Genomic DNA, 13636 nt, shown 5'->3' with positions numbered 1-13636 from the left:
GTTTAAAACCTTGAAAGTGCTTTAAAACAACAGAATATCGTTTATACATTCGTACATTTTTAGTCTTTTTCATTGCTGATTCTAGTTCTAATATTGCATTTTGATTATCTTTTATAATAACCATTTAAATCACCTCACAAAATAAATCTAGATTTATTTTGTGCAAACTCATCGAATAATATAAAGCTGTTTTGCCAAGCTATGAATTTTATTAATTAGAACTTATATATAATAAATTAAAGAAAAATTTAATTTATATTTTAGAGTACCATAATTGAGTGAAGTTTCAAAATATTTTAAAGTATAAAGAAATATAATGTTTATAAATAAATTAGTAAGGATGATATATATGGCAATTGGTAGAAGTAAAGTGGTAGTTGTAGGCACAGGAGCTGTTGGAGCTGCTGTAGCCTTTGATATAGTTATGAATCATGTTTGTGATGATTTAATATTAATTGATATAAATAAGGAAAAATCATGGGCAGAAGCAACAGACCTTCAGCATTCTCTTGGATATAGTGGAAGCAAGATGAATATAAAAGATGGTGAATATGCAGATTGCGCAGATGCTGATTTAGTTGTAATTGCAGCAGCATTGCCGTATATTACAGGACAGACTAGATTAGACATGATGGAAAAAGCATCAGTTATAATGAAAAGTATTGTACCACCTATTATGGCAAGTTGTTTTTCAGGAATTATTGTTGTAATAACAAATCCTGTAGATGTTATGGCATATTATGTACATAAATTGTCTGGTTTACCAGCTAACAAAGTTATAGGTACAGGTACAGCTTTAGATTCAGCACGTTTGAAATATCATTTAGCAGATATTATGAATGTTGATCCTCAAAGTGTTAATGCCTTATGTATGGGAGAGCATGGAGATTCTCAAATAATACCCTGGAGTCAAATTACAGTAGGTGGTAAGAAATTTTTAGATATAATTAATGATAATAAGGCAAGATTGAAAGAATTCAACATTAACTCTGTTGACGAAGATATAAAAATGATAGCATATCGTATTATCAATGCGAAAGGTGCCACTACTTTTGGAATTGCTGCAACCACAGTTCAAATTATTAAAGCAGTATTGTTTGATGAAAACAAAGTTATTCCTGTGTCTGCAATGCTTAATGGAGAATATGGTGAAAATGGTGTATATGTAGGAGTACCAGCAGTTTTAAATAATAAAGGTGTAAAAGAGTTAGTTGAATATCATTTGGCTAACAATGAAATGATGGAACTAAAAAAATCTATTGAGATTATAAAACAATATAATGAAAAACTTAAATTATAAAAGTTTTCATTTAAGTAATATATTAGATAATTTAGAAATGGAGTTTAGAATGATAAAAGTTAATATTATAATGTAGTTTGTTTGGATAATTTTTAACTCTTCTTAGCAGTTGAAAAAATAACAACAATTGTTATGATATCTTTTTTATCGGAGGGTATATATTGTTTATGCTGGATAAGATGGCTGGGGAAAAGCAGCTATCTTATCTAGCGTTTTTAATTATTTTATATTATTGAAGGACATGTTACATTAACAGAGGTATTATACGGATTCCAGTTTCTTTTTATTTAAGTAAATTATCAATTTTAACTTGGTATAAAATTGGTTTTGCACCTCCATTGATAATTTTTGTCTCAATCATCATATGTGCTTTCTACATGAAGTTTGAAAGATGGAAAGACTAGAATATATATTTTTTTGAAATAATTGGACATAGATAAATGTAGTAGTTGATGAAATAGTGATATAATTACATTAGATATTTATTAGAAAGAGGGTATTTCAATGAGAATAAACAAAATTAAACTATGGGAAAATAATAATGAGGTTACGTTAACCTCATATATATTGGATAATTCGCAAGAAATAAAAATTAAAAGACGTCCTACAGTAATTATATGTCCAGGTGGAGGCTTCTTAATGACATCAGATAGGGAAGCAGAACCAATAGCAATTAAATTTGCTGGAGAGGGATATAATACTTTTGTACTTAGATATACCACACATTTTAATAAGCAAAACATAGATTTCAATAATTTTCCAAGGGGAAATGAAGATTCTATATATCCACAACCTTTATTTGATTTAGGTAAAGCCATATTAACAGTCAGAAAAAATGCAGATGATTGGTCAGTTGATACTAATAAGATTTTTGTTTGTGGATTCTCAGCAGGAGGACATTTAGCAGCAAGTCTAGGCGTACATTGGAATGATAATTTATTAAAAGAAAAATTTAAAGTAGAAAATGAATTATTTAGGCCCAATGGACTTATATTAGGATATCCGGTATTAGATTATAGCTTAATGGAAGCATTAAAGTTAGAAAAGAATGATAAATCTTTAAATGAATTTTGGGAGATCTCTAATAAGGCTATTTTCGGTGAACCAAATCCATCACAAGAGTATCTAAAAAAGCTGAGTCCGGTAAATTATGTATCAGATAATACACCACCAACCTTTATGTGGCATACAGCCAGCGATGGGTTAGTAAGTGTAAGAAACTCCTTGAATTTTGCAACAGAATTATCTAAAAAAGAAATTCCATATGAACTTCATATATTTGAAAACGGTGGACATGGATTAGCACTTTGTAATGAAGTGACAGCAAATGAACCTGTACATGTCAATAAAAATGCAGAAGTGTGGTTTGATATGGCTTTAGCTTGGCTTAAAAAGTATGAGTTCCAAGATGTTAAGTTAAGTTATGTATTAGATTAAAAGCTTTCAATAAACATGGACAGGAATATATACTGATAAATGTGAAAATAATAGAAATTCTACAAGAATATACACTATATAAAGAAATTAAGATAAAAGAACAAACATTATATTTAAAATATTTAAAAGAGGTGTCTTAAAATGGTTGGCAAATCATTTTAAGACACCTCTTTTAAAGACATTAAAATTCATGGATGCATTCTAAATTAACTAGTTTCGATAATTTAGAATGAAAAATTCTTTTAAAGCTTAATAAGACGAATTTAGATACATATCCTTTTTATTTTTTAACAATTGACATTGACTATCAATATCGCCAGTGATATAATGAAGATGCTTTCACCCATTTATAACCATAAAATACAATATATACTTTTTAATATGGTAAAACTTTATTACAATTCTAGATCTTTAGTCTCGTTAAGAATAATTAGAAATATTTAAATAATAGGAGGGAAATAAATGAAAAAATTTATGTTAAAAAATATAATAGCAGCAACTACAATAGTTACTACAATGATTACATTATCTCCAATATCAGTATCAGCAGCATATTGGAATAACTCTTCGGATATAGAAAGCACAACTTTGTTACAAAAAACAATAGCTGAAAACAGTGTGTTAGATAGCAATTTATCAGAGGAAAGCAAATCTAGAAGTAGTAATAGCGGAAAGACTAACGAAAATACGAGTGATAACAATAATAATAGTTTAAACAATACTAATGGGAATATAAGCAATGAAAATAAAGATAATGGTGAAAGTGAACTTGCTCAAGAACCAAGTTTTGTAAAAAGTATACGTACTACTTCTGTTGGGCCTCTAAAATATATTTCAATAGTATTTGCAGAGGGAATAATTGATGATTATATATATTATATAGATGAGAGTGAGGTTACTGATTCATTTACGAAAGTTTCAACAGAAGGAAATGTAGTTAAGTATGAGTTGCAGGGTGGAGAAAAAGAATTACTATTAAAACAAAAGTCTACAGGAAAAAAATCAACATATATAATAAAGTAAAATCTATAGAGAAAGAGGTAATTAGATGAAAGTTAAAAAACTAGTATTATTAATTACAACTATTTTATGCATTTCTTCAAATGCTGCGTTTGCAGCTCCTTATGAAGTTTTTACAAGAACAGCTATGCCAGCTTGGGATTATTATAAGACAGAATATGATGAGAATGGAAAAATAAGATATTTTCCTAAAGATACAACTTTTTCAGTTAATAGTGAATCAAATGAGTCAGATAAAAATTTAAGTGTTATAAAAGCTCAATTTCATTCAGATGCTGAACTTCCATTTGATGAGAAAGATAAAAATTATTTAAAATGGGTTTCTGCTATTTCAAAAATAACCGTATTGAATTCTGATAGTTTATCAGTAATTGGAGAGGAAATTGGATATGAAAAAAAATTGGATAAATTAATATTAAAGACAAAAGGTATTGAACTTAATGGACTATATAAAGTTAAGATTTTTGCAGAAGGATATGATGATGTAAATTTAAATCTTGAAATTACTAAACCAGCTCCGAAGCTATCAATTAAAGGAGATTATTATCCAGTGAAAATTAATAGTAAAGCTTATTTTCAGCTTGATACTAATACTTTTTCTTATGCATTTAATAATCCAGTTTATGATGTTTTACTTGATGGAAAAAGTTTAAATAAAGATGATTTTAGTGTTATAAATTATCTGATTTCCATTGAAGCTAATGTAATTAAAAATATTGGACAACATGAATTAGTGGTAAAGATGCATGGATATGAAGATTCATATATTAAATTTATAGCAGAAGGTGAAGGAGCTACAAGTGTAGATACAGTATCAACTGCAACTAAAAAAGTTGTTGAAAGTGTAGAGGTTAATGAACAACCAATATTAAAAAATTATAATAATTTGAGTAAAGTTGATGCAGTATCATCTGCTACAGCAGGTGGGATAGCAACGTTCTTAGTATTCAAATTTGATCAAGTTGCCAATGCTTCTATTCTCAAGGATCAAGGGCTTGAAACAAAAGAATCTAAAGAAACACTTGAATGGTGGAATTCTGTAAGGAAAGAATCAGCAAGGCTTGAGGGCTCTAAGGATTTATATGATTGGGAGGATTATGTAAATAAGGTTTCAGAAGCTAAAGTTAGTGGAAAAACTTTAAATTTCGAAAATTATATTAAAAATAATGGGAAAAAGCATAATTTAGATACTTTTGAAGTAAAATATGTACTTGAAGATGGAAAGCTTGGAGATGTCTATGATCTAGGAGAATTACTAGCTATGCAAGCTCCAATACCTAAAGTTATTTCTGTAGATTGGAATAAGGGAGTTAGATTAGAATTCGAAAAAGACCCTAAATGGACAGCAGCAATTAGAAATATAAAAGTAAACAGTACTGAATTATATCCCTATGAATACACCTTGACAGAAAGTAGCATAGAATTAAAAAATATTTCACAAAGATTTTCATTAGGTGATAATGAAGTTACTATTATAGCTGATGGATATAAGACAGTTAAAGTAAAAGTAAGTACAAATAAGAGCTTAAATCCTTACTTAGAAAAGAGTAAATATTATGTTGGAGATGATGTTGTAATTAAAGGGTTACCTAATGATAGTTATGGTGTAAATATTAAAATGAATGGTGAAAAATTATATGAATATAATCAAACTGGACAAGACAATACGTATAAAGTTAGTGGAGATAAATTAGTTTTAAATAAAGCATTGTTTAAAGAAGAAGGGACTAAAACTATAATTATAAGTGCAGATGGCTATAATGATGCAAGACTTGATTTTACAATATACTCAAATACAGAGAAAAGTGCTCAAACACAAAGAAGTTCAGAGGAAAGCTCAAATACAGAAATTAATCAAGATACACAAAAAAAATAAGATTAAATTAAAAAACTTCTTTTGATTTTTCTGATAATAAATATATTTTTCGATTTGAAAGTAATCATGATCTTAAGAGCATTGAAATTATATCAATTAGAATTATATACAAAAATAAATGGCTATGTGATTAAATATCCCATAGCCATTAGTATTAATTTCTCTCTAGTGATAAAATTTAAATAGGTAAAGGAAGTGATAGTATGGCAGAAGAGAACCTGTATGATAAATTTCATGAAGAAATAAAACAATTTTACTGCCTTGGGACAATAATACAATTAACAGCATATGGACACATGAGTAAAGCAGCATTGAACAGAGCACAAGAAAGACTTAATGAAATAGATGATAAAATGTCGGCATTTAAAAATTACAGTGAAATTTCAAAACTAAATAAAAGTGCTGGTAAAGCTTATGAGAAAGTGACTTCAGATACTTACTTTGTAATAAAAAAAGCCTTGGAGTATAGTAAATTATCAGAAGGAAATTTTGATCCAACAATTAGACCACTAGTGAATCTTTGGAATATTGGAAAAGAAAATTTTAGAATTCCAAGTGAAAGTGAAATTCAAGAAAAACTTAAATTAGTTAACTATAAAGATATATTTGTAAATGAAGAAAAAAGTGAAATTATGCTAAAGAAAGAGGGACAAAAACTTGATGTTGGAGGAATAGCTAAGGGATATGCAGCTGATGAAGTAGTAAAAATTCTAAAAGAATATCATATTCAAAGTGGGCTTATTAATCTTGGCGGGAATGTATTTGCTTTTAAAAAGAAACTTAACAACGAAAATTGGAATATAGGAATTCAAAATCCTTTTGATATAAGAGGACAATGTGTTGGCGTAGTAAGTGTATCAAATAAGTCAGTAGTTACTTCAGGAAACTATGAAAGATATTCAGAAATTCATGGAAAAAAATTTCAGCATATAATAGATGCAAAAAATGGATATCCAACAGAAACCAATGTAGTAAGTGCTACTATAATATCAGATAAATCTATAGTAGGTGATGGTTTATCTACAGGAGTCTATATTATGGGTGCTGAAGAAGGGATTAAATTAATAAACACTATAGCAAAAGTTGAAGCAATATTTATAACGAAAGATAAAAAAGTTTATATTACATCAGGCATTAAAGATAAATTTAAATTAACTAGTCCAGATTTTTCTTATATTTAGGTTTTACTTGCAGCTCCCATATTCTTTTAGTTAGTAAGTAGAGAAGCTAAAAGAATATGGGATAAACTTATAAAAATAATTAGCATTGATTATGAAATATTAGATATTATTATTCATTAACTTGATATAGTTTGAAATTTTAAAAGATAATTCTAACTTAAATAAATTATTGCTATTATCTAATGATATGCCAAGTAAACTTTGAATTTTATGAAATCGATAAAAGAAGGTACTTCTATGAATTTTTAATTTACTTGAAGCATCATTGGCATTTCTGTTATTTTCAAAATAAGTTTTTAAGGTTAAAAATAATTCTGTATTATTTTCATTATCAAATTTATTAAGATTATTAATCCAAGGGTGAACCAAAGTTGATAAATTTATTTTATGTAAATCATTATTTGTATTCTGACATATATGGAAGAGATAATATTCCATATAATCTTCGAAGTAAATTAGATTGCTATCAATTTTTACATGTGAAGATAAATCTAAAGCATAAATAGATTGATAGAAAAAATCTTTTATATCTAATAAATTGTTAAAAACAATACTAGTTCCACATTTTAAATTATTTAATTTTAAAAATTCTAATAGCTTTTCTTTTATTGAAGCATTGATAACATCAGTATTATCATTGCTAATAAGAAAAACAATCATTTCTTTATAATAGGTGAAAATACAGTTTCCAAATATATTTTTTAGTCTTTTAATTAATTCTTTTAAGCCAAAGTTATGTCTATAATCTTTATATTTTTGTTTAAAAGGAATTGAAAGTAAAATTAAATTCTTATTTAAAGTAAAATTAATATATAGTAATCTATTTTTTATATAGTTAATATTGTCAATATTATTTATTAATAAATCTATTAAATAATATTCTTCATCTAAGCCAGAATTACTTAAAAATAGATTTTCTTTTGGAAGCTGTATAGAAAGCACTTTAGATAATACATTTGTCAATTCTAAATCTTCTTCTTTAAACTCACGCTTGCTCTGTAAAACTCCAATATATCCAACAGAAACATTATTAACTCTAATTGAGCAAAAGATTAAATTTTGATCTGAATAGTGAAAAAAAGAATTATCAGTATTATAAATAGTGTCTATACACTTATTTTTTTTCATTAAACCAATAGTATCGAATAAAAGATAATTTTCTCCATTATGGGTTTCTATGCTTGAATTTTCAGCTTTTGCAAGGGCAGAACGAGTTATAATGTGATAGCTGGTATCTAAAATAAAAATAGGATTATTCAAGGAGTTTTCAGCAATACTCAAAATTCCATCCATGTTATTTTCAGAAAATAAACTATCATAAATTTCATATTTTTTCTTATATAAATCATATTTCTTTTGCATAAATTTCTCCTTGCTTTATTCAAATTAGAAAAAAGTCTAAATATAATGTGATTTAATCTGTTATTTTAAGACTTATTTTTGATGAAGAGTATTTTGGCTACATGTTAATATTATAACAAATGGCTTAATTTTGTAAGATAAATTTATTATTTTACTTTAAAGATATAAGAAGATATTAGTGTGTAAATATTTATGAAAAAATATTCAATTAAAGAGGAGAGATTAATAATGGCTTTTACAGTATTAGGTATTACAGCAGGAAGAAAAGATTCAAATTCTGAAATTTTATTAAAGGAAGCATTACTTGCATGTCAAGAACAAGGCGCAGAAGTTAAAATGATCAATTTAAGAGATTATAACATCGAAGAGTGTTCTGGATGTACAGCTTGTACGCATGGTATGAGTAATGGAAAAAATGTTGGATGTACATTAAGTAAAAAAGATGATAAGGAAGCAATTATGGAGGTTATGTTAAACGTGGATGCAATAATTTCATCAGCACCAACATATGATTTAATGCCTACAGCAACGTTTTCAAAATTTATGCATAGAAATCTAGCATATGAATCAGCATTTTTAGAATCAATTGGAGCAATTGAACATAGAGATAGAGTTGCGGGATTAATTGCAGTTGGAGGATCTACTCGTTCATGGCAGTCGATGGCTTTAGAAAGTATGCAAGCTACATGTTTTACGAATGATTTTAAAGTAGTAGATATGTATTTAGCAACAAGAGTACCAGCACCAAAACAATGTTTATTATATGATGATATGATTGAACGTGCTCGTAAAATGGGTGAAAACATAATGAAATCTTTAAATACACCAGTAGCAGAAAGAGACTGGCTTGGTGATGAAGGTATGGGATGGTGCCCACATTGTCATTCAAATGCATTAGTTTTAGGAGAAGCGCAATGGGATGAACTACATTTCCCAGTTGAATGTCAAGTTTGTGGTGCAGGTGGAAATTTAGAAAAGACAGAAGAAGGTAAATGGAAATTTATTATTCAAGAAGATGGATTAAGCCGTGATCGTACAAGTGTTGAAGGAAGAGAACATCATCTAACAGAAATTATGCATACACAAGGTGGCTTCTATACAGAAGAAAACTTAGCTACTGTTAAAGAAAAGTTTGCTAAGTATAAGGAATTAAAATTCCCTACAATTGAAATTAATAGATAACATTATAGTTATTAAATTATCCTATTAAAAATAGCATACTTCCATGCTAATTATGTATATTAGTTAAAATATATTTATACGACTCAAAGCAGCAGATGATTTTGTGAAAATAAAGTTATCTGCTGCTTTACTATTGTTTTTTAATGAGTGTATTTAATATTTTAAAAATATAAATGTATTTATTTTGGGTAATTTCCTTATCTTTTATTAAATATATTTAATAAGCAAAGAATGTCTTGCTTTAAAGGAAATAATTATGTGATTGTAACAACATCAATATTTTAAAATTGCAAATAAGGATAATAATTTAAACAAACCTCGATATTAAAAACGATTTCTTTATACAATATAATTTAACTATAGTGTGAATATAAAAAGAACAGGAGGAAAGATATGAATTACTATTTAGCTATTGATATTGGTGCATCTAGTGGTAGACATATATTAGGTTCAATAGAAAATGGAAAGATAAATTTAGAAGAGATTTATAGATTTGAAAATGGAATTAGTAAAATAGGAAATGAATATTGTTGGAATATTGAACAATTATTTAAGGATATAAAAGCAGGAATTAAAAAGTGCAAAGAAATAGGCAAAATTCCTACAAGTATAGGAATAGATACTTGGGCAGTTGATTTTGTCTTGTTAGATGAAAAGGATAAAATTTTAGGAAATGCAGTTTCTTATAGAGATGATAGAACAGAAGGTATTATGGAAGAAGCATTTAAGGTTGTTCCAAAGGATATGATGTATTTATACACAGGAATACAATTTCAAAGATTTAATACAGTGTATCAATTACTTTCTATAAAGAAAAATAATCCTGAAATATTAGAAAAAGCAAAAGCATTTTTAATGATTCCTGATTATTTAAATTTCTTACTTACAGGAAAAAAGGCAAATGAATATACTAATGCATCATCAACACAATTAGTTAATTCTTTTGATAGGACCTGGGATACAAAGATGTTAGATGATTTAGGAATTAAGAAAGATATTTTTCAAGAAATAAAATTACCTAAAACAAGTCTTGGTAACTTGACAGAAGAATTAGTAGAGGAATTTGGCTTTGATATGGAAGTGATACTTCCTGCAACTCATGATACTGGTTCAGCGTTTATATCATCTATATGTAATGATAGTGATAGTATTTATTTAAGCTCAGGAACTTGGTCATTAATTGGAGTAGAAAATATATTCCCGATTTGTGTACCTCAAGCAATGGATTATAATTTCACAAATGAAGGGGGAATCGATTATAGATATAGATTCCTAAAAAATATCATGGGCTTATGGGTTATTCAGGAAGTTAAAAGAAATCTTGATAATAAATATTCGTTTGCAGAATTGGTTGATTTAGCCAGAGAAAGCATGGATTTTTCTTCAATAGTAGATATTGATCATGATAGATTTTTAAAGCCAGATAATATGATTGAAGAAATAAAAGCATATTGTATTGAAACAAATCAAAAAGTTCCACAAGAAGTTGGAGAAATAGCTTTATGTGTATTTAATAGTTTAGCGCATTGCTATAAAAAAGCTGTAGCTAATTTAGAAGAAATCTTTGAAAAAGAATTTAAGAGAATAAATATTTTTGGCGGAGGCTGCCAAAATAATCTGTTAAATGAATTAGTTGCAAAGATTACAGGAAAAGAAGTTCTTGCAGGACCAGTTGAAGCTACAGCAATAGGAAATATTGTTGCTCAGCTTATAAGTAAAAATGAATTTAAAGACTTAGGTGAAGCGAGACAAGCTATTAAAGAATCTTTTGATATTAAAGTATTTAAGTAAGTTTTTGGGTTAAAAAGGCCCTCGAATTAAAAGATTCATAATCTTAATAATATATAAATTTTCATATTAAATGAAAAATGTTAAAAACTAATAAAATTATTAACCAAACAAAAAAGAAAATTGTTGAATCTTAACTAAATTAAAGGGAGGATAAAAAATGAATATTAAAGAAAAATATGAAGTGGCTAAAAAAGAATATGAAAAATGGGGAATAGATGTAGACAAGGTTTTAGAAGAACTTAATAAAGTTAAAGTTTCAATTCATTGTTGGCAAGGTGATGACGTAAAGGGTTTTGAAGTAGCTCAAAATGAGTTATCTGGAGGAATTCAATGTAACGGTAATTATCCAGGTGCAGCTAGAAATGCTGATGAATTAAGACAAGACTTAGATAAAGCATTAAGTTTAATTCCAGGAAAGCATAAAGTTAATCTTCATGCAATTTACTTAGAAACTAATGGTGAAGTTGTAGATAGAGATGAAATAAAACCAGAACATTTTGCAAATTGGGTTAAATGGGCAAAGGAAAATGGTTTAGGATTAGATTTCAATCCAACAATATTCTCACATCCAAAGTCTTCAGAAGGATTAACACTTTCTCATCCTAATAAAGAAATAAGAGATTTCTGGATTAAGCATGCAATTGCTTCAAGGAAAATTGGAGAATATTTTGGTAAGGAACTTGGTCAAACTTGTTTAACTAACATTTGGATTCCAGATGGTTATAAAGATATTCCAAGTGATAGACTAGGACCAAGAAGAAGGCTTAAAGAATCTTTAGATGAAATCTTTAAAGTGGAAATTGATAAAAAATACAACCTTGACTGTGTTGAATCAAAAGTATTTGGTATAGGTGCAGAAGCATATACTGTAGGTTCTAATGAATTCTATTTAAGTTATGCAGCTAAAAACAACATAATGTCATTAATGGATACAGGACATTACCATCCAACAGAAGTTGTTTCAGATAAGCTTTCAGCAATGTTATTATTTAATGAAAAAGTTGCGCTTCATGTAAGTAGACCTGTAAGATGGGATTCAGACCACGTTATAGTTTTAGATGATGAACTTAAAGAAATAGCTAAAGAAATTGTAAGAAATAATGCAGTGGACAGAGTAATAATTGGATTAGATTTCTTTGATGCAAGCATAAACAGAATTGCAGCATGGACAATTGGAACAAGAAATATGATAAAAGCATTATTAAGTGCAATGTTAACACCAAATGATGTATTAAAAGAATTACAAGACAATGGAAACTTCACAGAAAGATTAGCTTTAATGGAAGAATTCAAAACTTATCCAATGGGAGATATTTGGAATTACTACTGTGAAAAGAATAATGTGCCTGTTGGTGAAAGCTGGCTTAAAGAACTTAAAGAATACGAAGCAACTGAATTATCAAAGAGAAATTAATAATTTAAATACTATAATCTTAATAAGAAACTAAAATTAAAAAATAATTACATACCTTCAAAATACATTTCCGTATTGAGAAGGTATATCCTCTATAATTATAATTTAGCAGATTAATTATGTATAGAAATTAAAAAGAAGGTAGGAGATTAAAAATGGCTTTAGAAGATATGAAATTTATACAAAACTTTAAGAAAATTACTGAGGATTCATGGCTTAAAGGCTGGCATGAAAGAAATGGTGGAAATATAACTTACAGATTAACAGAAAATGAAGTAGTAGCAGTTAAAGGCTTTATAAATGAAGACACAGCATATACTCCAATTGGTGTAACTGTTAAAAACTTAGCTAATGAATATTTCTTAGTAACTGGAAGTGGAAAATTCATAAGAAATATGACAGTTTGTTTAGAAGAAAATGCAGGAATAGTTAAAATTGATGAAACAGGTGAAAACTACAAAATAGTTTGGGGCTTAGTAAATGGTGCAAAACCAACAAGTGAATTACCTTCACATTTAATGAGTCATTCAATAAAATTTGAACAAACTAATGGAGCTCATAGAGTTATAATGCATTCTCATACTACAAATGTAATAGCATTAACATTTGTATTACCATTAGATGGAGCAGTATTTACTAGAGAATTATGGGAAATGGCAACAGAATGCCCAGTAGTATTCCCAAGTGGAATTGGTGTAGTTCCTTGGATGGTTCCAGGTGGAGCAGCAATTGCAGAAGCTACTGGTGAGTTAATGAAGAGTCACGATGTTGTAATTTGGGCACATCATGGAATTTTCTGTTCAGGAGAAACATTAGATTTAACTTTTGGACTTATGGATACAGTGGAAAAGTCAGCTGAAATATTAGTTAAAGTATTATCTATAGGTGGAAAGAAGCAAACAATAACCTCAGACAACTTTAGAGATTTAGCAAAAGACTTTAATGTTAGTATTTCAGAAGATTATTTAGCTTAATAAAGTTAATCTGAGGCTAGAATGAATAATTTTAAGTATAAACAATCTATCTCTGTATACTCCTATAGCCTCAGAAAGCTTATTAAATATATTATAATA

At 27.9% G+C, this 13636-nt stretch carries 10 protein-coding genes; 9 read left to right on the top strand and 1 reads right to left on the bottom strand.

The features are described from left to right. Positions 1 to 349 precede the first annotated feature (349 nt). From CLPUN_RS22415 to CLPUN_RS22395, 5 genes are all read left to right on the top strand, one after another. Positions 350 to 1300, top strand: a complete 951-nt coding sequence (locus CLPUN_RS22415; RefSeq protein WP_077849442.1) for an L-lactate dehydrogenase — start codon at positions 350 to 352, stop codon at positions 1298 to 1300. A gap of 504 nt (positions 1301 to 1804) precedes the next feature. After that, positions 1805 to 2737 (top strand): alpha/beta hydrolase, encoded by a 933-nt coding sequence (locus CLPUN_RS22410; protein ID WP_077849441.1) that lies wholly within the window; start codon positions 1805 to 1807, stop codon positions 2735 to 2737. A 462-nt stretch (positions 2738 to 3199) separates the two neighbouring features. Then, positions 3200 to 3760 carry a hypothetical protein gene (locus CLPUN_RS22405; RefSeq protein WP_077849440.1) on the top strand — a complete coding sequence of 187 codons (561 nt, stop codon included), beginning with the start codon at positions 3200 to 3202 and terminating at the stop codon, positions 3758 to 3760. Positions 3761 to 3785: 25 nt separating this feature from the next. After that, positions 3786 to 5633, top strand: coding sequence for a hemoblobin-interacting domain-containing protein (locus tag CLPUN_RS22400; protein WP_077849439.1), 1848 nt, complete (start codon positions 3786 to 3788; stop codon positions 5631 to 5633). A gap of 203 nt (positions 5634 to 5836) precedes the next feature. Next, positions 5837 to 6814: an FAD:protein FMN transferase gene (locus CLPUN_RS22395; RefSeq protein ID WP_077849438.1), complete on the top strand. Its 978-nt coding sequence runs from the start codon at positions 5837 to 5839 to the stop codon at positions 6812 to 6814. 99 nt (positions 6815 to 6913) lie between these two features. Here the strand turns inward: CLPUN_RS22395 and CLPUN_RS22390 are convergent, their stop codons facing one another. Continuing rightward, positions 6914 to 8176, bottom strand: coding sequence for a PucR family transcriptional regulator (locus tag CLPUN_RS22390; protein WP_077849437.1), 1263 nt, complete (start codon positions 8174 to 8176; stop codon positions 6914 to 6916). A 228-nt stretch (positions 8177 to 8404) separates the two neighbouring features. Here CLPUN_RS22390 and CLPUN_RS22385 point away from each other — a divergent pair, with 228 nt between their 5' ends. The 4 genes from CLPUN_RS22385 (at position 8405) to rhaD (ending at position 13537) form a co-directional block, all read left to right on the top strand. Beyond that, a complete protein-coding gene (locus CLPUN_RS22385) occupies positions 8405 to 9358 on the top strand; it encodes a flavodoxin family protein (protein WP_077849436.1) in 954 nt (317 codons plus the stop codon). Between the two features lie 393 nt (positions 9359 to 9751). After that, positions 9752 to 11149 (top strand): rhamnulokinase, encoded by a 1398-nt coding sequence (gene rhaB / locus CLPUN_RS22380; protein WP_077849435.1) that lies wholly within the window; start codon positions 9752 to 9754, stop codon positions 11147 to 11149. Between the two features lie 157 nt (positions 11150 to 11306). Further along, positions 11307 to 12563 (top strand): L-rhamnose isomerase, encoded by a 1257-nt coding sequence (rhaA, locus tag CLPUN_RS22375; protein WP_077849434.1) that lies wholly within the window; start codon positions 11307 to 11309, stop codon positions 12561 to 12563. Positions 12564 to 12718: 155 nt separating this feature from the next. Then, positions 12719 to 13537, top strand: coding sequence for a rhamnulose-1-phosphate aldolase (rhaD, locus tag CLPUN_RS22370; protein WP_077849433.1), 819 nt, complete (start codon positions 12719 to 12721; stop codon positions 13535 to 13537). The last annotated feature ends 99 nt before the right edge of the window (positions 13538 to 13636 follow it).

This window comes from Clostridium puniceum, assembly GCF_002006345.1.
GTDB lineage: Bacteria > Bacillota > Clostridia > Clostridiales > Clostridiaceae > Clostridium > Clostridium puniceum.
This window is presented reverse-complemented; position numbering and strand designations above follow the sequence as displayed.